The 23,271-nt window shown below is 72.0% G+C and carries 19 protein-coding genes; 16 read left to right on the forward strand and 3 right to left on the reverse strand.

The genetic code is table 11. The features are described from left to right. The first annotated feature begins 1 nt into the window (after position 1). The 6 genes from sucD to purH all read left to right on the forward strand — a co-directional run bounded on the left by sucD (position 2) and on the right by purH (position 6,705). Positions 2–892 carry a succinate--CoA ligase subunit alpha gene (sucD, locus tag CFN78_RS01805; RefSeq protein ID WP_094860742.1) on the forward strand — a complete coding sequence of 297 codons (891 nt, stop codon included), beginning with the start codon at positions 2–4 and terminating at the stop codon, positions 890–892. 163 nt (positions 893–1,055) lie between these two features. Then, positions 1,056–1,685 carry a DUF5336 domain-containing protein gene (locus tag CFN78_RS01810; RefSeq protein WP_094860743.1) on the forward strand — a complete coding sequence of 210 codons (630 nt, stop codon included), beginning with the start codon at positions 1,056–1,058 and terminating at the stop codon, positions 1,683–1,685. Between the two features lie 183 nt (positions 1,686–1,868). Then, positions 1,869–2,636 carry a DUF5336 domain-containing protein gene (locus CFN78_RS01815; protein WP_094860744.1) on the forward strand — a complete coding sequence of 256 codons (768 nt, stop codon included), beginning with the start codon at positions 1,869–1,871 and terminating at the stop codon, positions 2,634–2,636. Between the two features lie 131 nt (positions 2,637–2,767). Beyond that, positions 2,768–4,384: a cell division protein PerM gene (locus CFN78_RS01820; protein ID WP_205660395.1), complete on the forward strand. Its 1,617-nt coding sequence runs from the start codon at positions 2,768–2,770 to the stop codon at positions 4,382–4,384. Positions 4,385–4,507: 123 nt separating this feature from the next. Further along, entirely contained in the window at positions 4,508–5,137 is a 630-nt protein-coding gene (gene purN / locus CFN78_RS01825; RefSeq protein ID WP_420807837.1) for a phosphoribosylglycinamide formyltransferase, read from the forward strand. After that, positions 5,134–6,705, forward strand: coding sequence for a bifunctional phosphoribosylaminoimidazolecarboxamide formyltransferase/IMP cyclohydrolase (gene purH / locus CFN78_RS01830; protein ID WP_240519201.1), 1,572 nt, complete (start codon positions 5,134–5,136; stop codon positions 6,703–6,705). Before purN ends, purH begins: the two co-directional genes overlap by 4 nt. 40 nt (positions 6,706–6,745) lie before the next feature. On the opposite strand, the gene CFN78_RS01835 is transcribed toward purH, so the two are convergent. Further along, positions 6,746–7,498, reverse strand: a complete 753-nt coding sequence (locus CFN78_RS01835; protein WP_240519202.1) for a VOC family protein — start codon at positions 7,496–7,498, stop codon at positions 6,746–6,748. On the opposite strand from CFN78_RS01835, the gene CFN78_RS01840 reads away from it, so the two are divergent. The 7 genes from CFN78_RS01840 to CFN78_RS01865 all read left to right on the forward strand — a co-directional run bounded on the left by CFN78_RS01840 (position 7,497) and on the right by CFN78_RS01865 (position 17,293). Next, positions 7,497–8,285: an SDR family NAD(P)-dependent oxidoreductase gene (locus CFN78_RS01840; protein ID WP_094861067.1), complete on the forward strand. Its 789-nt coding sequence runs from the start codon at positions 7,497–7,499 to the stop codon at positions 8,283–8,285. The genes CFN78_RS01835 and CFN78_RS01840 overlap by 2 nt on opposite strands. 305 nt (positions 8,286–8,590) lie before the next feature. Continuing rightward, a complete protein-coding gene (locus tag CFN78_RS01845; RefSeq protein WP_420807843.1) occupies positions 8,591–9,337 on the forward strand; it encodes a hypothetical protein in 747 nt (248 codons plus the stop codon). 1 nt (position 9,338) lies between these two features. Further along, positions 9,339–10,991: a DNA polymerase Y family protein gene (locus tag CFN78_RS01850; RefSeq protein ID WP_476692348.1), complete on the forward strand. Its 1,653-nt coding sequence runs from the start codon at positions 9,339–9,341 to the stop codon at positions 10,989–10,991. 2 nt (positions 10,992–10,993) lie between these two features. Beyond that, positions 10,994–11,170, forward strand: a complete 177-nt coding sequence (locus tag CFN78_RS28980; protein ID WP_165777409.1) for an immunoglobulin domain-containing protein — start codon at positions 10,994–10,996, stop codon at positions 11,168–11,170. 3 nt (positions 11,171–11,173) lie between these two features. Further along, complete coding sequence (locus tag CFN78_RS01855; RefSeq protein WP_094860746.1) at positions 11,174–14,521, forward strand: error-prone DNA polymerase; 3,348 nt, start codon at positions 11,174–11,176, stop codon at positions 14,519–14,521. Positions 14,522–14,805: 284 nt separating this feature from the next. Next, on the forward strand, positions 14,806–16,668 hold the full coding sequence (locus CFN78_RS01860; protein WP_240519204.1) for a reverse transcriptase family protein: 1,863 nt from the start codon (positions 14,806–14,808) through the stop codon (positions 16,666–16,668). Next, on the forward strand, positions 16,661–17,293 hold the full coding sequence (locus CFN78_RS01865) for a pentapeptide repeat-containing protein (RefSeq protein ID WP_094860747.1): 633 nt from the start codon (positions 16,661–16,663) through the stop codon (positions 17,291–17,293). The genes CFN78_RS01860 and CFN78_RS01865 overlap by 8 nt, the downstream gene beginning before the upstream one ends. Positions 17,294–17,339: 46 nt before the next feature. On the opposite strand, the gene CFN78_RS01870 is transcribed toward CFN78_RS01865, so the two are convergent. Beyond that, on the reverse strand, positions 17,340–19,613 hold the full coding sequence (locus CFN78_RS01870; RefSeq protein ID WP_094860748.1) for a TNT domain-containing protein: 2,274 nt from the start codon (positions 19,611–19,613) through the stop codon (positions 17,340–17,342). Between the two features lie 157 nt (positions 19,614–19,770). On the opposite strand from CFN78_RS01870, the gene CFN78_RS01875 reads away from it, so the two are divergent. The 3 genes from CFN78_RS01875 to CFN78_RS01885 all read left to right on the forward strand — a co-directional run bounded on the left by CFN78_RS01875 (position 19,771) and on the right by CFN78_RS01885 (position 21,936). Then, positions 19,771–20,793, forward strand: coding sequence for a DMT family transporter (locus CFN78_RS01875; protein WP_094860749.1), 1,023 nt, complete (start codon positions 19,771–19,773; stop codon positions 20,791–20,793). Beyond that, positions 20,790–21,638 (forward strand): bifunctional methylenetetrahydrofolate dehydrogenase/methenyltetrahydrofolate cyclohydrolase, encoded by an 849-nt coding sequence (locus CFN78_RS01880; RefSeq protein WP_094861070.1) that lies wholly within the window; start codon positions 20,790–20,792, stop codon positions 21,636–21,638. Before CFN78_RS01875 ends, CFN78_RS01880 begins: the two co-directional genes overlap by 4 nt. 64 nt (positions 21,639–21,702) lie before the next feature. Continuing rightward, positions 21,703–21,936 carry a DUF3017 domain-containing protein gene (locus CFN78_RS01885; RefSeq protein WP_094861071.1) on the forward strand — a complete coding sequence of 78 codons (234 nt, stop codon included), beginning with the start codon at positions 21,703–21,705 and terminating at the stop codon, positions 21,934–21,936. Between the two features lie 27 nt (positions 21,937–21,963). Here CFN78_RS01885 and CFN78_RS01890 read toward each other — a convergent pair whose 3' ends face one another. Continuing rightward, entirely contained in the window at positions 21,964–23,175 is a 1,212-nt protein-coding gene (locus CFN78_RS01890) for an MFS transporter (protein ID WP_094860750.1), read from the reverse strand. Positions 23,176–23,271: the final 96 nt, after the last annotated feature.

Raw genomic sequence — 23,271 nt, forward strand, 5'->3', positions numbered from 1 at the left:
AATGGCTATCTTCCTGAACGAGAACAGCAAGATCATCGTGCAGGGGCTCACCGGCTCCGAGGGCATGAAGCACGCCACGAAGATGATCAAGTCCGGCACCAACATCGTGGGTGGCGTCAACGCCCGCAAGGCAGGCCAGACGGTCACCATCGAGGGCAAGGACCTCACCGTCTACGGCACGGTCGAGGAGGCGATGAAGGAGTCCGGCGCGGACACCTCGGTCATCTTCGTACCGCCGAAGTTCGCCAAGGACGCCGTCATCGAGGCGATCGACGCGGGCATCGGCCTCGCCGTCGTCATCACCGAGGGCATCCCGGTGCACGACTCGGCCTACTTCTGGGCGCACGCCGTGGCCACCGGCAACAAGACCCGGATCATCGGACCGAACTGCCCCGGCGTGATCAGCCCGGGCAAGTCCAACGCGGGCATCATCCCGGCCGACATCACCGAGGCCGGCAAGATCGGCCTGGTGTCGAAGTCGGGCACGCTGACCTACCAGATGATGTTCGAGCTGCGCGACATCGGTTTCACCACCGCCGTCGGCATCGGTGGCGACCCGGTCATCGGCACCACGCACATCGATGCGCTCGAGGCGTTCCAGAACGACCCCGAGACCGAGGTCATCGTGATGATCGGCGAGATCGGCGGCGACGCCGAGGAGCGTGCCGCCGAGTACGTCAAGGCCAACGTCACCAAGCCGGTCGTCGGTTACGTCGCCGGTTTCACCGCGCCAGAGGGCAAGACGATGGGCCACGCCGGCGCGATCGTCTCCGGCTCCTCCGGTACGGCGCAGGCGAAGAAGGAAGCTCTCGAGGCCGCGGGCGTGAAGGTCGGCAAGACGCCGACCGAGACCGCCGACCTCGCGCGGGAGCTGTACAACAACCTGCACTGAGTGCGGGCGTGACATCCGGGGCCGGGTACCGCGTGCGGTGCCCGGCCCCGCGCATTCGGTGGAACGGTGCGCGCCTTTCGCGAGTCGGACCCGCGAGTCCGGCCGCACCGGCGGCTGGGCTAGCGTTTCCCCAGGTTGCGGTGCAGGTAGACAGGAGAGCTCGATGACGTTCCCAGGCAGTGGCCAGCCCGGCGGTGGGCAGGGGCCGGGCCAGCCCGGTGGTGGGCATGGACCGGGCCAGCCCGGCCAGGGCTTCGCACCGCACTCCGGGGGTTTCCCGCAGCAGGGCCCCTCGGCGCAGTACGGCACCCCGTACGGGCAGCCGCAGCCGCCGGCCCCGTCGGGTTCCTCGCCCTCGTTCACCAAGATCCTGCTGTTCGTGGTCGCCGGTCTCGGCCTGGCGAACCTGTTCCTCGGTTTCGCTCCGATCGGTGGCGAGACGAACTTCTTCGAAGGCTTCGGCTGGATCCCGGCGCTGTCGCTGCTCGCCGGCTTCGGCGTCGTCCCGGCCCTGCTGCCCGGCGGGCAGAAGGCGGGAATCTGGCCCCCGGCGTTCGCGCTGGCCGCGTTCCTGCCGTTCCTGTTCACGATCTTCTTCGTGGGCAGCCTCGGCGCGGGCGGGATCATCCTGATCATCACGCTGCTCGCGCAGGCGGCCGTGGCCGTGGTCGCGTTCCTCTTCGAGACGGGGATCATGAAGCAGTCGGCCCCGGCTCCGCAGCAGTACGGCCAGCCTGGCGGCGCGTTCCCGCCCTCGGGTGGGTACCCGCCGCAGGGCCCGTACCGCGGCTGACCGGCCCGGCGCGTCCGGCCGGGCCGGGCAACCCGTCCACCCGGCCGCGCGTCCTACGACCCGGATCGCTCACCTGGCACACGAGTCCCACCAGGTGCGCTAGCGTTTCCATACCCCAGACCATTCACGATTTCCCGGTTCGCGGTCCGTTCCGGGCGCCGGTGCGACGACAGGAGAGCAGGGATGACCTTCCCGAGCAGTGGACCGGGATACCCGCAGCAGGGTCCCCACGGTCCGAACACGCCGGGACCCGAAGGCGGTCAGTTCGGCCAGCACGCGCCGCAGCAGGCGCCACGGCAGGGCTCGGCCGGCATCACGATGAGCGTGCCGGTGATGCTGGCCCTCGCGGCCACCCTGTTCGGCCTGGTGAGCTACTTCATCGGCTTCGCGGAGGACGCCTCGTACTTCGACGCCTCGATCCAGTTCGCCCTCGTCGGCGGACTGCTCGCGGCACTGCGAACCCTGCCCAAGGGCCCGCGCGTGCTGCCGTTCGCAGCGCTGTTCAGTGTGCTGAGCGCGTTGTGGGGCCTGCAGCTCGTCGTCCGGGCACCGGAGGGCGCGGACGTTCCCGGCGTCATCGTGGTGCTGCTGATCCTGGCGTTCGTGCAGATGCTGATCGCGATCGGTGCGTTGCTGGCCGACCACGGCATCATCAAGGCCCCCGCCCCCAAGGCCCCCGCGCCCTACGGCCAGCAGCAGCCCTACGGCCAGCCCGGCCAGTACGGCCAGGACGCGAATCGGAACCCGCAGGGCCCGGCGTCCGGCGGATTCGCCCAGCCCACGCAGTTCGCCCAGCCGGTGAACCCGCAGGCGCCGCCGCCCGGGCAGCCGAGCCAGCAGCCGACCACCTACGCCCCGCAGCAGGGGCAGTTCTACCAGCAGCCCGGCTCGGAAACGGGCCAGCAGAACCCGCCCGGAACTCCGCCGAGTGGGTTCGGCCAGCCCAAGTAGGGCAACGGCCACACTGATCGATTACGCGCCGCGCACACCGTGACCCGACCGGGTAGGTGTGCGCGGCGCCATCATGTCCGGGCCGGCGTGGCTCGCCCGGATGGCCCAATCCGGGTGCGATGGTGCTGATCATGCGGTCGCTCACCTCGCCTTCTCGCGCGTCCCGCGTGCTCCGGGCGGACGAGCCGGGGCGCCCGGCGACGCCCTCCGGCGGGGCACGGGCCCGGGCGCTGGCTGGCGCGGCCCTCACCCCGCTGGTCACCGGATACGCCATCGTCGCCGCGTTGTTCGCTCTGATCACCGCGACCGCGGGGCAGTCGCAGTTCTCCACACTCGGCGTGCTGGTCGCGGCCGGTCCCGGCTGGCTCGCCGCCTATCAGGTGCCGCTGACCATCGCCGGGCAGCAGATCGGCGTGCTGCCGATGCTGGCAACCGTGGGCGTGTGCGTGCTCGTCGCCCGTACCGCGACCGCCGCGGCGGGCCGGATCGGCTGCCGGACGCCGCGGGACGCGGTGCCGGTGATCGCGGCGGTCGCCGTCGCGCACGGCATGTCCGGCCTGGCCGTCTCGGTGCTCACCGATGGGCAGCGTCTCGGCGCCGAGGTGGCCACCGCCGTGCTGATGCCCGCCCTGCTGTCCGGACTGGCCGCCGCGGCCGGCCTCGCGGGCCCGTGCGGAATCGCCGCGGCAGCCCGTTCCCACCTCGATCCGCTGGCCCTGCACGGCCTGCGCGCGGGAGCGCTGGGCCTGTTCGCACTGTTCGTAGCGGGGGCGACGGTGTTCGCCTTCGCCACCCTGCTGTCCGCGCCGACGATGGTGGACCTGTTCACCGGCAACGCTCCCGGCCCCGGCAGCGGACTCGGGATGCTGCTGCTCTGCCTCGCCTACCTGCCCAACGCCGTGACCGGCGGACTGGCGTTCGCCACCGGCCCCGGCTTCACCATCGGCCAGGTGTCGGTGGGGACGACGCACTTCGAGGGCGGCCCGGTTCCCGGCCTTCCACTGCTGGCCGGAATGCCCGAGCAGCACGCGCTGTGGTGGCCGGTGCTGATGCTGCTGCCGGCGGCCGCGGGGGTGCTGGTCGGCTGGTCGGTGCGGCACATCGACGCCGATCCCCGGGCACGGCTGCGCACGGTGGTCATCGCGGGCGCGCTGATCGGGTTCGGCTGTGTCGTCCTGGGTACCTTGGCCGGCGGCGCGCTGGCCGGGGGAATGGCCGATCCGGTGGCGATTCCCGTCGGGCTGGTGTCGCTGGCCGCGTTCGGCTGGATCGCCGTGCCCGGTGGCCTGGTCGCCTGGTTCGGCGGGCCGCACGCCCGGCCGGAACGTCCCGCCCGGCACCTCGCCACCCCCACGCGGGAGACGGCGGACGAGACCGCGGACCACCCGGACTCCGAGGACACCGACAGCGGCACCGGCACCATCGAGGACTCGGACGAGGGCTCGGACACCGACACCGGCGACTTCGATACCGCAGAAGACTTCGATACCGCAGAAGACTTCGACACCGAGGACTCCGATACCGAGGACTCCGAGACCGCCGATGAGCACACCGATCGCGCCGAGGACGAGGAGTACGCCGAGGACGAGGCGACCGGCTGCGAGCTTCCCGACCAGGACTCCGCGGACGGTGGCGTCGACGGTGCCGCCGGCGGACCGGACGAGCTCGAGCCGGACACCGGAGACGACCCGGACGCGGGCACCGGCCCGGATCCCCGGGACCCCGCGGACGAGCCGCCGGAGCGGTGACGGCCGCCTGCCGAGATCCACAACGCTCTGTCTAGGCTGTTGTCACCAAGGTGAATCACCCGAACGGCCCCGCCAAGGAGCACACGTGGGTGTCCGCGACATCCGCACCGAGGAGGGCTCTTCGTGGTTGACCGGCTGGAACCGGCCGTTCCGCTCGGCGTCGTCGTCCTGGCCTCCGGCTCCGGGACGCTCCTGCAGGCGGTACTGGAGGCCAGCGAGGCCGGCGGGTTCCCGGCGCGGATCCTCGCCGTCGGCGCGGACCGTACCGGTGTCGAGGCGCTGGCCCGCGCGGAACGTGCCGGATTGCCGCATTTCGTGGCGCGCGTCGGTGATCATCCCGACCGTGCCGCGTGGGACGCCGCGCTCACCGAGGCCGTCGCCGCCTACCGGCCGGACGTGGTGATCTCCGCGGGCTTCATGAAGTTGCTGGGCCCCGCCTTCCTCGCCCGTTTCCCGGCCAGAGTGGTGAACACCCATCCCGCGCTGCTGCCCGCGTTCCCCGGGATGCACGCGGTGCGTGACGCGATCGAGGCGGGTGTGAAGGTCACCGGTTCCACCGTGCACTTCGTGGACGCCGGGATGGACACCGGCCCGGTGATCGCGCAGGAAGCGGTCGAGGTGAATGCCGAGGACGACGAGTCCTCCCTGCACGAACGGATCAAAGCGGTCGAGCGCAGGCTGCTCGTCGAAGTGATCGAGAAGCTGGCCCGCACGGGCTGCACGGTGGACGGACGAAAGGTGAGTTTCAGGTGAGCACTGGTGCGTCTGGAATCGACGGGCAGCGGCCCGTCACGCGCGCGCTGATCGGGGTGTCGGACAAGGCCGGCCTGCTGGAGCTGGCGACCGGGCTGCACGCCGCGGGCGTCGAGATCGTCTCCACCGGGGGGACGGCACGGACGATCGCCGACGCCGGCGTGCCGGTGACACCGGTCGAGGAGGTCACCGGGTTCCCCGAGTCGCTCGACGGGCGGGTGAAGACGCTGCACCCGCGGGTGCACGCCGGCCTGCTCGCCGACACGAACCGTCCTGAGCACGTGGAGCAGTTGCGGACGCTCGGCATCGCGGCCTTCGATCTGCTGGTGGTGAACCTGTACCCGTTCGCGCGGACGGTCGCCTCGGGCGCGAGTGCGGAGGACTGCGTCGAGAACATCGACATCGGCGGACCGGCGATGGTGCGGGCGTCGGCGAAGAACCACGGAAGCGTGGCCGTCGTGGTCGATCCGGCCCGGTACGACTGGGTGCTGGAGCAGGTGCGTGCCGGTGGTTTCACGCCGGCAGACCGGAAACTCCTCGCGGCGCGGGCGTTCGCGCACACCGCTGCCTACGACACGGCCGTCGCGTCCTGGTTCGCCGAGTCCTACGCCCCCGCCGACGACTCCGGTTTCCCCGGCTTCGCCGGTGCGAGCTGGGAACGCGGCGAGGTGCTGCGTTACGGCGAGAACCCGCATCAGAGCGCGGCCGTGTACCGGTACGGGCGTGGCGGGCTCGCACACGCCGAGCAGTTGCACGGCAAGGCGATGTCGTACAACAACTACGTCGACACCGACGCCGCCCGCCGGGCCGCGTACGACTTCGCCGACCCCTGCGTCGCGATCATCAAGCACGCCAATCCGTGCGGTATCGCGGTCGGTGTGGATGTCGCCGAGGCGCACCGCAAGGCGCACGCCTGCGACCCGACCTCGGCCTACGGTGGCGTGATCGCCACGAACCGGCCGGTGGATCTCGCCGCGGCCGAGCAGATCGCGGAGATCTTCACCGAGGTCGTGATCGCGCCCGAGTTCGACGGTGACGCGCTGGAAGTGTTGCGGCGCAAGAAGAACATCCGTCTGCTGCGGCTGCCGGAGGTGGCCGCGGACGAGGTCGAGTTCCGTCCCATCTCCGGGGGCATGCTGGCGCAGACGGCCGACCGGATCGACGCCGAGGGCGACGACCCGGCCAACTGGACGCTCGCCACCGGTGCCCCGGCCGACGAGGCGACGCTGGCCGATCTGGCGTTCGCCTGGCGGGCGATCCGCGGTGTGAAGTCGAACGCGATCCTGCTCGCCCAGGACGGCGCCACGGTGGGCGTGGGCATGGGCCAGGTGAACCGGGTCGACTCGGCACGGCTGGCCGTGCAGCGGGCCGGTGACCGGGCGAAGGGCGCGGTTGCCGCCTCGGACGCGTTCTTCCCGTTCCCGGACGGTCTCGAGGTGCTGGTGGGTGCCGAGGTGCGGGCGATCGTGCAGCCCGGCGGTTCGGTCCGCGACCCCGAGGTGATCGCGGCGGCCGAGTCCGCCGGCGTCACCGTCTACCTGACCGGGACCCGGCACTTCGCCCACTGATCCCCGCCCGCCGGGCCGCCGTCTCGGTGGGCCCGGCGGGTCAGTCCCGTCCCTGCCAGGTCGTCACGCACACCTCGTTGCTCTCCGCGTCGGCCAGCACCCAGAACGCCGGTGCCGCCTCCTCGCCGAGGAGCGTTCCACCCGCGGCCAGTGCCGCGTCGATACGCCGCCGGGTCTCGTCGTGCGGTACGGAAACGTCGAGATGGATGCGGTTGCGCTGCGGCCGTGGCTCGGTCATCTGCTGGAACCAGACCGAGGGCCCCTGCCCGAGCGGGTCGACCAGTGCGTCCGGGGTGCCGGTGGTGACCGGCTCGTCCTGGTAGCCGAGCACCGCCCGCCAGAACGGCCGGATGCCGGCGATGTCGAGCGCGTCCACCGCGATCTCGATGACCTGCACCGATCGGATTCCGGCTTCCGGGCCGGGATCCAGGCGCGCGCCGAGTTCGCCGAGCGTGACGGCGATCCGTCGGGCCAGGTCGAGCTCGCCGCGCGTGACCCTGCCCTGGGCGAACGACTGCAGGCTGACGATCAGCCGGTCGCGCCGGATGTCCATCCGGAGGCTCTCCTCCGCGGCGTCGCCTGCCTCCTCGGCCAGTCGTGCGGCGATCTGCACCGCTCCGGCCGAGGACTCCGCGCGTACCGAGGCACTCAGGCTGCCCAGTACGTAGCGCCAGCCCAGGTCGCTGACGGTCGCGGAGATCTCCCTGCGGCTCACCGATTCGTCCATGGCGCACATCGTGCCGGGGCGCACCGACAGTTTCCGGTCGGTACTCGTCGATACGGTCGCCGGCATGCACGCGGTTCTGGCGGGACACACGGCTCTGGTCACGGGCAGCAGCGGCGGGATCGGCAGCGCGATCGCCGAACGTCTCGCGGCCGGGGGGTGCGCGGTGCTCGTGCACGGGCGGGATCCGGCCTCGGCCGAACCGGTGGCCGGGCGGATCCGCCGGGCAGGCGGGCGGGCGACGGTGGTGCTGGGCGATCTCGCGGTGGCGGAGCAGGCCGGGGAGGTCGCCGCGGCCGCGCTCGGGCACGGCGTCGACGTGCTGGTGGCCAACGCCGGCCCGTTCCGGGAGAACACCTGGGACACCGCCGAGTCGGCGGACTGGGGGGAGTCCTACGACGGCAACGTGCTCTCGGCGGTCCGGCTGATCCAGGCGCTGACCCCGTCGATGCGGGAACGCGGCTGGGGGCGGGTGGTCACCGTCGCCAGCCGTGCGGTGACGACACCACTGGCGAACATGGTCACGTACTCGGCGGCGAAGGCGGCGGTGGTGAACCTGACGGTGGGGCTCGCCGGGCATCTCGCCGGGTCGGGGGTCACCGCGAACTGCGTGAGCCCCGGCGTGATCCTGACCCCGTCGCTGCGGCGGATGTTCCTGGACCGGACCGGGGATCCGCACGCGGAATGGCCAGCCATCGAGGGCGCGGTGACGGCGGACTACGCACCGAATCCCTCGGGCCGTCTCGGCAGGCCCGAGGACATCGCGCACGCCGTGGCCTTCCTCGTCGATCCGCGGGCGGGCTACGTCAACGGCACCGAGCTCCGGGTGGACGGCGGTATCACCGGAGCGGTCTGACTTCCCTTGCCGTGCAAGGGAAAAGTCCTCTCCGGCACTACCGGGGCGCCTGGTTCCCGGGAGCGGCCCGGCCTGCTCGTCACCCGCGAGGGCGAACACTGCCGCCTCGCTTGACAGGTGCTCGGCGGGTGGTGTTAGCTTGACTTATCGAACAGGTGTTCGAACAATCACCGACTTCCCCACGGTGAGACAGGTACCGCTCGTGGTCGTTTCGGGCGGGCAAGTTGCCGTGTCGAGTGGGGAGGTGGTGTTCGGTGCCTGGCGGACTGGTGGCCGATGTGGCGTCTGTGCCGTCCGCGTCGTCGATGCCGTCACCGGATGCGGGTCCGGTGCCGTCGGGAACGACGCAGGCGGTGGCGCGACTGGCCGCGTTGCCAGGGGTGAGCACGGCCACCGGGGTGGCCGCCGCTGCCGAGTACGGGCAGACCACGGGGCGGGTTCTGCCGGTACTCCCCGAGTTGGCGGGAATGCTGCCGGGCGGCGGGTTGCGCCGGGGCAGCACGATCGCGGTACGCGGGGTCACATCCCTGCTGTTCGCGTTGCTGGCCGAGGCGACCTCGGCCGGTTCGTGGGCGGCGGTGGTGGGCGTGCCGGATCTCGGTGTCGTGGCCGCGGGTGAGTTCGGGGTCGAGGTGGACAGGCTCGCGCTCGTCCCCCGGCCTGGCGCGGAGCTCGCCGCGGTCACGGCGGCGTTGCTCGACGGGATGGACCTGGTGGCGGTCGGTCCTCCCGCCGGGCTCGCCGGTTCGCAGACGGCCAGACGGCTCTCGGCGAGGGCACGGCACCGGGGCGCCGTACTGCTCTCCCTCGGCGCCTGGCCGGGTGCGGACGTCGAACTGCGGGGCGAGCCGGGGCGCTGGTCCGGGCTGGAAGGCGGCTCCGGCCGGCTGCGCGAACGCGCGGTCCGGGTGCTCGTGTCCGGCAGGGGCTCCGCCGCCCGGCCCGCACGCACGGAGCTGCTGCTCCCTGCCATCGGCGGCAGAACCGCCGTACTGGAGCGGGCGCCGTCGTCCGCGGCAGACGGCCCGTGGGCAGTCGCGGGGGCGCTCTGACATGACGAACCGGCAAGCAGAGTCCACTGTGGACAACACGGTTCCGTTGCGAATGCTGGTGTTGTGGTGTCCGGACTGGCCCGTCGTCGCCGCCGGGGCGGCGGCCGGGATCCCGGCGAACCTCCCCGCTGCGGTGTTCACCGGAAACCGGGTGATCGCCTGTTCGGCGGTGGCCGCCGCGCGGGGCGTCCGCCGGGGAATGCGACGCAGGGAGGCGCAGGCGAAATGCCCGGAGATCGCCGTACTCGGCGCGGACGCCTCCCGGGACGCGCGGCTGTTCGAACCGGTCGCCGCCGCGGTGGAGGAACTGGTCGTCGGGGTGGAGGTGGTGCGTCCCGGGCTGGTGGCCGTCCCGGCCGACGGCGCGGCCGGTTACTTCGGCGGTGAGGCCGAGCTCGTCGAACTGCTGGTGGACCACGTGTCCGCGAGCGCGGGGGTGGAGTGCCAGGTCGGTGTCGCCGACGGGCTCTTCGCGGGCACCCTCGCCGCACACCGGTCGGTGCTGGTCGAACGCGGTTCCGCGGCGGGTTTCCTCGCCGGGCTGGACATCGGGGAACTGAACCGGCCGGGAGCGGAGCGGGGCGAGCTGGTCGATCTGCTGCGCAGGCTGGGGTTGCGCACGCTGGGTGCGTTCGCGGCACTGGCCGAGCGGGACGTCACCTCCCGCTTCGGCGCCGAGGGCCTGCTCGCCCACCGGCTGGCACGCGGCCGGTCCGAACGGCCGCCTCACCGCAGGAGGCCACCGCCGGAGCTGAGCGTCACCGAGAACTTCGACCCTCCGCTGGAACGGATCGACGCCGCGGCGTTCATGGCGAGGACACTCGCCTCCCGCCTGCACGCGGGACTCGCAGGCCGTGGCTACGCCTGCACCCGGCTCGGTATCCACGCCACCACCGAATCTGGCGAGGAGCTCACCCGGGTCTGGCGGTGCGCCGAGCCTCTCACCCCCCAGGGCATCGCCGACCGGGTCCGCTGGCAGTTCGAGGGCTGGCTCCGCACGGGGGAGGGCATCCGGCCCGCTTCTGGCGTCACCACGCTGCGCCTCGAACCGGAGGAGACTGTCGCCGGAACCTCGCTGCAACTCGGGTTGTGGCGGGGCGGCGGTTCCGCGCTCGGTGCCGTCGTGAGCGAGGAACAGGTCCTGGCCACCGAGAAGGCCGGCCGGGCGCTGGTACGGGTGCAGGGACTGCTCGGGCCGGACGCGGTGTTCACCGCGGAACTCGGCGGTGGCAGGGGCCCCGCCGAGCGGGTCCGGCTGGTGCCGTGGGGCGAGCGGCCGGCACCACTGCCCGGGCACGACGCCCCCTGGCCCGGCAGGCTGCCCGCCCCGGCCCCGGCGACGGTGTTCACCCGCGGGATCTCCGCCCGGATCGCCGACTCCGCGGGCAGGCCGGTCGGGGTCACCCGCAGGTTCGGGCTCACCGGGAGCCCGTCCGAGGTCCGGCTCGACGGGGGTGGCGCACGCCCGGTCCTCGACTGGGCAGGTCCCTGGGTCGCGGCGGGCAGGTGGTGGTCACCGGACGATCCGGGTCCCCGGGTTCGGCTGCAGGCGTTGCTGGGCGGTGACGGGACCGGCCGTCCGGAGGTGGCCGTCCTGCTGCTCGGCACCGGCCAGGAAAATCCATTGTGGACAGTAGAAGGGAAGTACGACTGATCATGGACGACGACCAGCTTCGCGGTATCCAGTGGCGGCTCCGTCCGGAGCTGTCCGTTCCGTTGCCGCATCGTGTGCCGAGGACCAAGTGGTGGCGGTTGCGCGGCGACGGTGAACAGCAGGAACTGCCGGTGTCCGTGCCACGGCCCCGGTGCTCCCCCGAGAACGGCTCCGAGTAGACGATGGGCTGGAACAACCCGCCGGTGTCCTGGCGGCGTCTCGAGCGCACGCTCTCCGGGCGGCCGGAGCAGGTGGGCGACGGTGGGGACAGTCCCGCCTGGACCCGCAAACGTGACGGCTACGTCTGCCCGGCCGACCTGCGCTCCATCCGCGGGGACGACCGGGCCGGGGCGGGCCTGCGCGTGCCCTACGCCGAGCTGCACTGTCACTCCAACTTCAGCTTCCTCGACGGTGCCAGCCATCCGGAGGAACTGGTGGAGGAGGCGGCCCGGCTGGAACTGGACGCCATCGCGATCACTGATCACGACGGTATGTACGGCGTGGTGCGGTTCGCCCAGGCGGCCAAGGATCTGGGCGTGCGGACCGTGTTCGGCACCGAGCTGAGCCTGGGCCTGTCGATGCCGCAGAACGGCTTCGCCGACCCGGAGGGGGAGCACCTGCTGCTACTCGCCCGCGGTGTCGAGGGGTACAGGAGGCTCTGCCGGGCCATCACGGCCGGTCAGCTCGCCGGGCACGACCGGGACCTGCCGCCCGGCGAACGGGCGGAGAAGGGCCGTCCGGTGTACGACCTGGAGGCCGTGGCCGCGGAGGTGCGTGGCGGCTGTGCCGTGCTCACCGGCTGCCGCAAGGGATCCGTCCGGCGTGCATTGGTGGAACGCGGGCCGATGGCCGCCGCCGCGCGGCTGCGCCAGCTCGTGGAGTTGTTCGGTGCGGACAACGTCCACGTCGAGCTCACCGATAACGGGTTTCCGGGTGACAGCCTGTACAACGACGCGCTGGCCGAGCTGGCCGAACATGTCGGCCTGCCGACCGTGGCCACCACCGGTGCGCACTACGCCACTCCTGAACGCGGCCGGGTGGCGGCGGGGCTCGCCGCGATCCGGGCACGCAGGGGACTCGACGAGATGGAGGGCTGGCTGCCCGCCGTGGACACCGCGCACCTGCGTTCCGGCGCGGAGATGGCGGAGCGGTTCGCCCGGTACCCGGGTGCGGTGCAGCGGGCCGCGCTGCTCGGTATGGAATGCCAGTTCGGCCTGGAACTCGTCGTTCCGAAGCTGCCGCCGTTCGAGGTGGGGGAAGGGCACGACGAGACGAGTTTCCTCAGGGAGAAGACCGTCGCGGGCGCCAGGAAGTATTACGGCACACCGGAGTCCTGTCCGGAGGCCTACCGGCAGATCGAGCACGAACTGGAGATCATCGAACGGCTCGGCTTCCCGGGCTACTTCCTGATCGTCTGGGACATCGTCCGGTTCTGCCAGGACAGCGACATCCTCTGCCAGGGCAGGGGTTCGGCGGCGAACTCGGCGGTCTGTTTCGCGCTCGGCATCACCAGGGTCGACTCGGTGCGCTGGGAAATGCTGTTCGAACGGTTCCTCGCCCCGGACCGGGACGGTTACCCCGACATCGACCTGGACATCGAGTCCGACCGCAGGGAAGAGGTCATCCAGTACGTCTACGGCAAGTACGGCAGGCTCCGTACCGCGCAGGTGGCGAACGTGATCACCTATCGCTCCCGATCCGCGGTACGGGACAGTGCGCGGGCGCTCGGCTACTCGCCGGGACAGCAGGACGCGTGGAGCAAGCAGATCGATCGCTGGGGCCCGCTCTCCGAGACCATCGACGATCACGATCACGACATCCCGGACCGGGTGCTCGAACTCTCCCGCGCCATCGAGGACTTCCCCCGGCACCTCGGGATCCACTCCGGTGGCATGGTGATCTGCGACCGTCCGGTCAGCGAGGTCGTGCCGATCGAGTGGGCGCGGATGGAGAACCGGAGCGTGCTGCAGTGGGAGAAGGACGACTGCGCCACGGTCGGCCTGGTCAAGTTCGATCTGCTGGGCCTCGGCATGCTTTCCGCGCTGCACTACATGGTCGATCTGGTGCGTGAGCACGAGGGCATCGAGATCGACCTGCGGAACCTGGACCTCGCCGACGACGAGGTCTACGCGATGCTCCGCCGGGCCGACGCCATCGGCGTGTTCCAGGTGGAGAGCCGGGCCCAGCTCGCCACGCTGCCGAGACTGGCACCCAAGAAGTTCTACGACCTGGCGATCGAGGTCGCGCTCATCCGGCCCGGGCCCATCCAGGGAGGTTCGGTGCACCCCTACATCCGCCGCTACACCGGGAAGGAGGAATGGGACTACGACCATCCGCTGCTGGAGAAGGCGTTGAAGAAGACCATGGGCGTGCCGTTGTTCCAGGAACAGTTGATGCAGATCGCACTCGATGTCGCCGGATTCAGCGCCGCTGAGGCGGACGAACTGCGGCACGCCATGGGGTCCAAGCGATCCGCGAAGAAGATGGAGCGGCTGCGGCAACGGTTCTACGAGGGTGCCGCCGTCAACGAGATCGACGAGACGATGGCCGAGCACATCTTCGGCAAGCTGCAGGCGTTCTCCAACTTCGGTTTTCCGGAGAGCCACGCGCTCAGCTTCGCCTATCTGGTGTTCGCCAGCGCGTACGTCAAGCGCTACCACCCCGCGGCGTTCTGCGCCGCGCTGCTGCGCGCCCAGCCGATGGGGTTCTACTCGCCGCAGTCCCTCGTCGCCGATGCGCGCAGACACGGTGTTCTCGTCCTCGGACCGGACATCAACGCCAGCCTGCCGCATGCCACGCTCGAACCGGCGGACGGTGGCGAGCATCCACACGCCGTCCGCACCGGTCTCGCCACCGTTCGCACGATCGGCCCGAAACTCGCGGAAACCCTGGTGGTGGAACGGGAACAGGCCGGCGAGTTCCGGGACATGGCGGATGTCGCCCGGCGCGTGCGGCTCACCACCCCGCAGGTCGAGGCGCTCGCCACGGCCGGTGCCTTCGGCTGCTTCGACGTCGACCGGCGTCGTGCGCTGTGGACGGCGGGAGCCGTGGCGGCGGAACGCCCGGAGAAACTGCCCGGCGGCTCGACCGGTGCCGCCGCGCCGGTGCTGCCGGGGATGGACGACATCGACGTGGCGGTCGCCGACGTGTGGGCGACCGGGTTGTCCCCCGATTCGTTTCCCACCCAGTTCATCCGGGACCGGCTCGACGCGCTGGGCGTGGTCACCGCCGAGCGGCTGGCGAACGCGGAGAACGGCAGCCGCGTGCTCATCGGCGGGGCCGTGACGCATCGCCAGCGTCCCGCGACGGCGGGCGGCATCACCTTCCTCAACATCGAGGACGAGACGGGGATGATCAACGTCATCTGCACGAAAGGGTTGTGGCAGCGCTATCACCGCATCGCACGCGCCAGCCCGGCACTGCTGGTGCGGGGAACCGTGGAGCGGGCGGACGGTGTGGTCAGCCTGCTCGCCGATCGGTTGCAGCACCTGCCGATGCGGATCCGGTCCACCTCGCGCGACTTCCGGTGACCAATCGCGCCACACCTCACCGCGCCACGCCTGACCGCGCCATACCTGACATCGTCGGAGGGAGTCCCTATGGTCGGAGGGTGACGACGCGGAGGTGAGCAGGTGGGAGTTCCCGCCCGCTCCGGGGCAACCCCGGGGAGATCGACCAGAGGTAGGCATCGCGCCCCACGCGCGCGAGCATGCTCCGCGTACCTGATGCGCGCGGAGACACGGAGAAAAGGTCACCCCGCGTCGCCACACTTTCGGGGCGGCTTCACCGCCGCTGCGCTGCCCATGGGACCGGGATGAACGGCTCCGGTCCGGACGGCGCCCGAGACGACGTTCCTCGCGACTTCGTGTCCCGCGACTGTGCGCCCCGCGACGAGGTATCCGGTGGGGAGGTGTCCGGTGGCGAGGCATCCGGCGGTGCCGCGTCCGGGACTCTGCCCGCCGCCACCGATGCTGCTCCCGACGCCGCCACCGCTGCTGCCGACGCCGCCGCCGCCGACGCCGACGCCGACGCCGACGCCGACGCCGCCACCGATGCCGCCGCCGCCACCGCTGCTGCCGCCACCGATGCCGCCGCCGCCGCCACCGCTGCTGCCGCCACCGATGCCGACGCCGCCACCGCTGCTGCTGCCGACGCCGACGTCGCTGCCGACGACGAGCCCGGCCACGACATGGACGAGCTGGCCCCGGGCCCGGCCCACGCCGAGCACCCGGGCGGTGCACCGGAACCGGCCGAACCCGTCGAGCCGGCCGAACTGATCGAGCGCGGCGACTGGCCCGCGCTCATCCAGCGGTCCCGGGACCGCGCCCGTACCCGGTGGCGTTCGAACGCGGGCAGGTCCGTCGCGGCCGCGCTCGCCGGGCCGTGGCAACGGGACGCGCTGGCCGACCGGCTCACCGAGGAAGCCGGCCATTCCGCCGATGCCGCCGCGGAACTGGCGAACCGGCTGGTCGAGCTGAACCCGAGTCCACCCTTCGGCGGGGAACGCCACCTCGCCCGGTTGATCGCGGACCTCCCGCCGTTGCCGGCTCCGGCCCCGGTCGCCCCCTTCCGGATCACCGGTGGCACCGCCGAGCCCCAGGCGGGACTGTCCGTCGCGGCGCGGGAGTGGCGCTGGGACGTTCCGCGCTGGAACACGGTCGGCGAGTGTGCCGAGGCACTGGACCTGACCGTCGGTGAACTGGACTGGTTCGCCGACCGCGGCACCTGGAACCGGCGTGCGGCCTGCCCGCTGCGCCACTACCGGTACCGCTGGATTCCCACCTCGAGTGGCGGTGTCCGGCTGCTGGAACAGCCGAAACCGCGACTGGCCGAACTGCAGCGCCGGATCACCCGGCACGTGCTGTCCCGGCTGCCCGTGCACGAGGCGGCACACGGGTTCCGGCCCGGCCGGTCCGCGTTCACCTGCGCCGCGCCGCACGCCGGCTCGGCCCGCCTCGTCCGGTTCGACCTGGAAGGCTTCTTCGCCGCCGTCGCGCCCGGCCGGATCCGGTCGCTGCTGGGCCGCGCCGGTTACCCGCGTGCCGTGGCCGGTGCGCTCGCCGGAGTGCTGACCACGGCCGCACCGGTGGACGTGCTCTCCGCCGCGCCGCGCGCGAGCGACGACGCGGTCCGGCACCGCTTGTTACGCGGACTCGCCGCTGCGCACCTGCCGCAGGGGGCGCCCTCCTCGCCGGCCGTGGCGAACGCCGTCACCGCGGGACTCGACGTACGGCTCGAAGCCCTCGCCCGCGCGCTGGATGCCCGGTACACCCGTTACGCCGACGACCTCGCGTTCTCCGGCGACTCCACTCTGCCGCTGCACCGGCTGCTGCCCGGGGTGCGCCGGATCGTCATGGACGAGGGTTTCCTGCTGCGCAAGGGAAAGACCTCGGTCACGTTCGCCCACCAGCGCCAGCGGGTGGCCGGGCTGGTGGTGAACTCGGCGCCCGCCGTGCCCAGGGAGGAGTACGACGCGCTCCGCGCCCTGCTGCACAACTGCCTGCGTACCGGTCCCGCCGCGCAGAACGTCCACGGGCACCACGATTTCCGCGCCCACGTGCTCGGCCGTATCTCCTGGGTCGGTGCCACGCATCCCGGGCGCGCCGGACGATTGCGTACCGTGTTCGACCGGATCTCTTGGCACGAAACGGATGTGACAGGCTCCCGGCATGGATGAGCGCGAGGTGCTGCCGGTGGGCGAGGACACCGGAACCCCCGACGAGATCGACGAGGACTACCAGGACGCGGTGCTGCCCGGGGCCCGGTGGGAACGTCGCCGGTTCGTCCGTTGCGACTTCGCCGAGGCCGATCTGCGCGGACTGGTCACGCAGGGCTGCGTCTTCGACGACTGCGACTTCACCCGCACGGACCTCGGCGAGTCCCGGCACACCGCGTCCGCGTTCCGGTCCTGCCGCTTCGACCGGACGGTCCTCACCGACACCACATGGAACGGCTGTTCACTGCTCGGATCGTCCTTTTCGGACTGCCGGCTGCGGCCGATCTCCCTGCGCGACTGCGATCTGTCCCTCGTCTCGTTCGGCAACGCGATGCTCAAGGGCAGCGATCTGTCCGGGCTGCGGTTGCGCGAGGCCAACCTCACCGACGCGAACCTGTCGAAGACGAACCTGCGCGGTGCCGACCTGACCGGGGCCCGGCTGATCGGCACGATCCTGGCCGACGCGGACCTCCGGGAGGCCGTGCTGGACGCCAACGGTCTGCGCCAGGCGGACCTGGCCGGTGCGCACGTGGACGTGGACACCGCCGTGGCCTACGCGGCGGCGTGCGGGCTCATCGTGCACTGAGGGAAGGCGCACCGGAGCGAAAGCGCACCGGGCACCCCGTCAGGCGTCAGTCGACGGGCGGCTCGCCCGGATCGAGCTCGAGCAGGTCACCCTCGGCGACGAGTTCCTCGATCGACGCGGGCAGCAGGTACGCCGAACCACCACCGGGCTGGTTGAACCATGGAATCGCGACCCCGGCGAGCGCTTCGAGCGGCCGCTGCACGCGGTACACGTGGTACGGCCTGCTCACCCATTCCGGCACCAGGGACCGCTCCTCGAACGGGGTGCCCGCCGCGTACGTCAGGTTGCCGTTCGGCCCGCCGAACCGGTCGAGCTCGCTGCCCGCGGGCAGCTCGCGGAGTTCCTTGCCACGGAACAGGGTCAGCGGCGGTTCGCCGTTGAGCGGCTGGATCGGCCACTGCTGCTGGCCGCTGCCGCCACCCTGCCCGCCGCCTTGTCCGGCACCCTGCGAGCCGCCTTGTCCACCGCTCTGTCCGCCGCGCTGGTTCTCCGGCGCGGAACGCTGTGATTCCGGGCGCTGTGATTCCGGGCGCCGCGGTTCGGGGCGGGGTTCGGGCCTGGGCTCCGGCCGGGGTTCGGCGCGCAGGGCGGACGCCCCGTTCGCCGCGGGCATCGCCTGGGTGACGTCCAGCGGGACCTGGCGGCCGGTGGATATCTCGGGGGAGAGCATCGCGGTGACGTCCACCCGCTGCGGTGCCGGACGCCTGCCGTCCTGCCCCGGCTCGCGACCTTGCTCGCGGCCCGGCGACGGTGCGGGCGAAGGCGCGGGCGCCGGTGCCGTCGCGGGCGCCGGTGCGCGGGCGCCGGCCGCCGCACCGTCCGGGTCGAGCATCAGTTTGCCGAGCATGAACGCGGCCGCGTCCTCGACATCGCCGAAGACCGCGGGGTTGGTGAGGTCGCCGTCGTACCAGCCGACGCGCCAGCCCCCGGACACCTCCTCCACGCTCCAGCCGTGGTCGGTGGGCTCACCGATGCTGTACGCCGCGGGCGGGACGTCGAGGTCCTCCAGCCGGTCCTGCAGCTCCGCCAGGACGGGCTCGCCGTGGGCCGGAACGGGCGTCTGCCCGAACTGGGTGGGCGGGCCCCCGTCGTCGTCCGGCCGTTCGTGATCCGCGGCGTGACCGTTGCCGTCGTGCTCGTTGCCGGGATGTTCCGACGCCACGGAGTGGCCGAAAGCGGCGTAGCCGGGTGCCTCGTGTTCGGCGAACGAACGGTCCGGTGCGGCGTCGTCGATGCCGGGGTGGTCGGGTGCCGCGTGGCGGGACGCGACGGCTGTTGCCGCGCCACCCGCGAACGCACCGCCCGCGAAGGCGGCGGGGGTGAACGTGGTGGCCGGGTCGACCTGGCTCGGCTCGTGCTTGCCGGTGGGCTCGTCGTCGCCGTCCGGCTCGTCGGCGGGGTGGTCGTTCGGACGGTGCCCGTCCGCGGCGAACGGCTGCGCGGAGCCGTTGCGTTCGCCGCCGCGCTCACCACCGCGGCCGGGGTCGCCATCCGGGCCTGGTCCGCCACGGGTGACGTACCCCGCAGCGGCCTGCCGAAGCTGGTCCGGCACCTCGGGGATGCGGAACCCGGTGGAGCGGATGTGGCCGACGAGATCGGGCTCCGGGGAGACGCCGTACTCACGCAGATAGAAGTTGACGGCGGCGGGCCAGATCCACTGCCCGTCGCTGTGGAAGGCGACCGGCACGGTGCCTTCCGGCTCGCTCGCGAGCCGGTCGATGTCGTGGCCGCGTCCGGGTAGTACGACGGGGGCGCCGTCGAGGTAGTCGAGCAACCGGTCCTGTTCGGCTCGGTCGAGTTCCTGCCGGTTGATCACCGGCCGCCCCGCGGCGCCCACGCCGTCGAAGACGCGGGCGATGCGGAACCGGGGGCCGGGCCGCTCCGGGCCCAGACCGGACATACGGCGCATCAGCCACTCGGGGATGTTGTCCTCCGAACGGGGGAACATTCGCAATTCATCCGCGTAGGCCTGCGGCGGGGGAGTCAGATTCCACGGCGGCTCGTCCCGGTCGTACTCCAGGTTGTAGCTGGACGGGTGGTCGAGGGTGTAGCGCGCGTTGAACCAGGTGCCCCTGCCCTCGCGGTACATCCCGGCCCGCAGCCTGCCGAACAGCGTGGCGATGTCGTGGGTGGCTACCCAGTCCACCGTGGAACCGTCCGAGGTGGTGATCTCGCCGGTGAGCTCGTGGTACTTGCCCACAGCCCGGTACTCCGCGCTCACCCGCTGCCAATCACGTGGCGCGGCGCGCAGGAGGGACAGCCCGATCTGCTTGACCAGGGTGTCCTGTTCGGTCGCGTTTAGCTGGGTCGGTTGAGCCACGTGAACATCTTGACTCTTCCGGAGCGCTTATGCACGAAACAGTGGTCAATCCGTACGGCCCGGCCGCACGGTGGGCATCCCTGGGTGGTACCAGCGCGTCGAACATCACCGTCGAGGGACCGTGCGCATGCCGTCGAATGGGCGACAATGGAGCGCGATGACTACTGCCCGTAGAGGTTCGGCGGCGGAACGGGAGCGCGGTCCGGAACCTGCCGTCGTGTCCGGTTCCCGCAAGGCGCTGGGTGTCGGGCTCGCCGTGGTGTCCGGGGTCGCGATCGCCGCGCAGGGACGCATCAACGGCCAGCTCGGCGCCGAGCTGCACGACTCGATGCTCGCCGCCGTCATCTCCTTCGGCGGCGGACTGCTGCTGCTCGTGCTCGCGATACCGCTGAGCAGGCGGATGCGCGCCGGTCTCGGCCGGGTGCGGGCCGAACTGCGCACCGGGACGCTGCGGCCGTGGCACTGCGCGGGCGGGCTCGGCGGTGCGCTGCTGGTCGCGGGCCAGTCGGTGGCCGCGGCGGTGCTGGGGATCGCGATGTTCACCGTGGGCGTGGTGGCTGGCCAGACGATGAGCGGGCTGTTCGTCGACCGGGTCGGCCTCGGTCCGGCCGGTCCGCAGGGCCTGACCTGGCAGCGCGTGGCGGGTGCCGTGCTGACCCTGCTCGCGGTGGCGGGTGCCGTCTCCGGCGAGCTGGGGCACGCGGGCAACCTGTGGCTGCTGTCGTTGCCGCTGGCCGCCGGCGTGTGCATGGCCCTGCAGCAGGCGGTCAACGGCCGGGTGGGTGCCGCCGCGGGCAGTGCGCTGACGGCCACCCTGGTGAACTTCGCCGTCGGCACCACGGCGCTGGTGCTGGCCTGGCTGGTCTCGCTGGCCGTCCGGGGCGGGCCGACCGCGGTGCCGGCCAACCCGCTGCTCTACGTCGGCGGCCTGGTCGGCATCGTGTTCATCGCGCTCGCCTCGGTGGTGGTGAGCTGGACGGGCGTGCTGCTGCTCGGGCTGTCCGCGATCGCGGGCCAGCTCATCGGTTCGGTACTGCTGGACCTGCTGTTCCCGGCGGGCGGGACGGGGCTGAGCACCTCCACGCTCATCGGTACGGCCGTGGCGCTGATGGCCATTCCGATCGCGGCGGCGGGCGGTCGGCGACAAGGCGCGGCGACCCTGGAACAATGGCGGCCGTGACGGCGACAGTCCTGGACGGCAAGGCCACCAAGAACGCGATCTTCGACGAGCTCACCCCCCGGGTGGCGGCGCTGGCTGCGCGCGGGATCGTGCCCGGGCTGGGCACGGTGCTCGTCGGCGACGACCCCGGATCCCACTGGTACGTCAAGGCGAAGCACTCCGACAGCGCCAAGGTCGGCATCAACTCGATCCGCCGCGATCTCCCGGCCGATGTCAGCCAGGAGAAGCTGGAGGCGGTCGTCGAGGAACTGAACGCCGACCCGGCCTGCCACGGTTACATCGTCCAGCTCCCGCTGCCGGGGCATCTGAACACCGGCCGCATCCTCGACCGCATCGACCCGGACAAGGACGCCGACGGTCTCGCGCCGGTCAGCCTCGGCCGGTTGGTGCTGGGTGAGACGGGCCCGCTGCCCTGCACACCGTGGGGCATCGTCGAGCTGCTGCGCCGCCACGAGGTGCCGATCGCGGGTGCGCGGGTGACCGTGGTCGGCCGCGGGGTGACCGTGGGCCGCACGCTCGGCCTGCTGCTGACCCGCCGCAGCGAGAACGCCACCGTGACCCTGTGCCACACGGGCACAAGGGACCTGGCGGCCGAGGTCGCCCGGGCCGACATCGTGATCGCCGCCGCCGGTGTGCCCGGTCTGATCACGCCGGAGATGGTGCGTCCCGGTGCCGCGGTGCTCGACGTCGGGGTGTCCCGCGTCGACGGCGCGATCGCCGGCGATGTGGCCCCTGGCGTCGAGGAGGTGGCGGGTTTCGTCTCGCCCAACCCCGGCGGCGTCGGCCCGATGACGCGGGCGATGCTCGTGTCGAACGTGGTGCAGGCAGCCGAGCGGGCGAGCTGAGCCGGTGTCCGCGTCCCGCCGTGCTCGTCACCCGCTGCTGGCCCAGCTCCCGTTCCTCGTGGTCATGGCGCTCGTCGGCGTCGCGGCCATTCGCATCGGCATGTACCACTGGCGGCAGGGTGCCGCGCTGATCGGCGGCGCGCTGCTGGTCGCCTCGGTGCTGCGGGGCGCGCTCGGATCCGAGCAGGCCGGGCTGCTCGCCATTCGCGGCAAGGCGGTGGACGTGCTCATCTACGCCGCACTGGGCCTGCTGATCCTGTTCGTCGCCCTGACGATCACCCGGGGCCCCCAGGGCTGAGGACTCCGGGTGAGGTCAGCGGCCGTCTCAGCAGTCGGCGGTGGCCAGCGCGGGGCGTGCCGCGGGGGCGGCGGGGTCGTCGGCTTCCCCGTCCTCCCGGCCGCGGTCCATCAGCCCGGAGACGAGGGCCAGGCCGAGGCCGATGACGGCGAGCAGCGCACCGACCCAGTTGGGGGCGACCAGGCCGAGTCCGCCGGCGATCACCAGTCCGCCGAGGTAGGCGCCGATCGAGTTGGCGATGTTGAACGCGGACTGCACGGCCGCCGAGACGAGCGAGGGCGTGCCGCCCGCCTTCTCCATGATCCGCGCCTGGATCATCGGTCCGATCATGAAGCCGGCGACACCGATCAGGAAGATGGTGATCGCCGCGCCGACCTTGCCCTGTGCGGTGACGGTGAAGACGCCGAGCACGGCGGCGAGGGCGAGCAGCGCGCCGTAGAGGCTGGGCATCAGGGCGCGGTCGGCGAGCCTGCCGCCGATGAAGTTGCCCAGCGTCATGCCGAGGCCGGCGAGGGAGAGCAGCAGCGTCACCGAGGACGGTTCGTAGCCGGCCACGTCGGTCAGCATCGGCGTGATGTAGGACAGGCAGGCGAAGACGCCACCGAGGCCGAAGGTGACGATCGCCAGCGCCAGCCACACCTGCGGACGGCGGAACGCGCCCAGCTCGCCGCGCAGCGAGGTTTGCGCGGGCCTGCCCTGGTGCGGGACGAGCCGGTGGATGGCGGCGAAGGCGACCACGCCGATCGCGGCGACCAGCAGGAAGGTGGCGCGCCAGCCCACCTGCTGGCCGAGCAGCGTGCCGAGCGGTACGCCGACGACGTTTGCCAGGGTCAGCCCCATGAACATCATCGACACGGCCTTGGCCCGGTTGCCCCTGGCGACCAGGCTGGACGCGATCACCGCGCCCGCGCCGAAGAACGCGCCGTGCGGCAGCCCGGCGAGGAAGCGGAAGGCGACCCCGACCTGGTGGTTGGGCGACATGGCGAACAGCAGGTTGCCCGCCGTGAACAGGACCATCATGGCCAGCAGCATGGTCTTGCGCGGGAGCCGCACGGCGACGGCGGTGAGCAGCGGCGCACCGACGACGACGCCGAGCGCGTAGCCGGAGATGAGCTGGCCCGCGTCGGGGATCGACACCCCGAAGTCGGCCGCGGCCTCCGGCAGCACTCCCATCATGACGAATTCGGTGGTGCCGATGCCGAACGCTCCGATGGCGAGCGCGAGCAGCGCGATGGGCACGGTTCTCCTCTGCGGGGACGAGGTGTGGCTGGGACGGGCGCGATCGGCGGACGGTGATCCGCCCGTGTGCGTGACGGCGGTTCTGTATCGATAAAG

Origin of the sequence: Amycolatopsis antarctica, assembly GCF_002262875.1 — a bacterium.
GTDB lineage: Bacteria > Actinomycetota > Actinomycetes > Mycobacteriales > Pseudonocardiaceae > Amycolatopsis > Amycolatopsis antarctica.

Coding starts and splice junctions, on each gene's coding strand:
- sucD (WP_094860742.1), top strand. CDS start 2: ATGGCTATCTTCCTGAACGAGAACAGCAAGATCATCGTGCAGGGGCTC.
- CFN78_RS01810 (WP_094860743.1), top strand. CDS start 1,056: ATGACGTTCCCAGGCAGTGGCCAGCCCGGCGGTGGGCAGGGGCCGGGC.
- CFN78_RS01815 (WP_094860744.1), top strand. CDS start 1,869: ATGACCTTCCCGAGCAGTGGACCGGGATACCCGCAGCAGGGTCCCCAC.
- CFN78_RS01820 (WP_205660395.1), top strand. CDS start 2,768: ATGCGGTCGCTCACCTCGCCTTCTCGCGCGTCCCGCGTGCTCCGGGCG.
- CFN78_RS01840 (WP_094861067.1), top strand. CDS start 7,497: ATGCACGCGGTTCTGGCGGGACACACGGCTCTGGTCACGGGCAGCAGC.
- CFN78_RS01835 (WP_240519202.1), bottom strand. CDS start 7,498: ATGCCGGCGACCGTATCGACGAGTACCGACCGGAAACTGTCGGTGCGC.
- CFN78_RS01845 (WP_420807843.1), top strand. CDS start 8,591: ATGCCGTCACCGGATGCGGGTCCGGTGCCGTCGGGAACGACGCAGGCG.
- CFN78_RS01850 (WP_476692348.1), top strand. CDS start 9,339: ATGACGAACCGGCAAGCAGAGTCCACTGTGGACAACACGGTTCCGTTG.
- CFN78_RS28980 (WP_165777409.1), top strand. CDS start 10,994: ATGGACGACGACCAGCTTCGCGGTATCCAGTGGCGGCTCCGTCCGGAG.
- CFN78_RS01855 (WP_094860746.1), top strand. CDS start 11,174: ATGGGCTGGAACAACCCGCCGGTGTCCTGGCGGCGTCTCGAGCGCACG.
- CFN78_RS01860 (WP_240519204.1), top strand. CDS start 14,806: ATGAACGGCTCCGGTCCGGACGGCGCCCGAGACGACGTTCCTCGCGAC.
- CFN78_RS01865 (WP_094860747.1), top strand. CDS start 16,661: ATGGATGAGCGCGAGGTGCTGCCGGTGGGCGAGGACACCGGAACCCCC.
- CFN78_RS01875 (WP_094860749.1), top strand. CDS start 19,771: ATGACTACTGCCCGTAGAGGTTCGGCGGCGGAACGGGAGCGCGGTCCG.
- CFN78_RS01885 (WP_094861071.1), top strand. CDS start 21,703: ATGGCGCTCGTCGGCGTCGCGGCCATTCGCATCGGCATGTACCACTGG.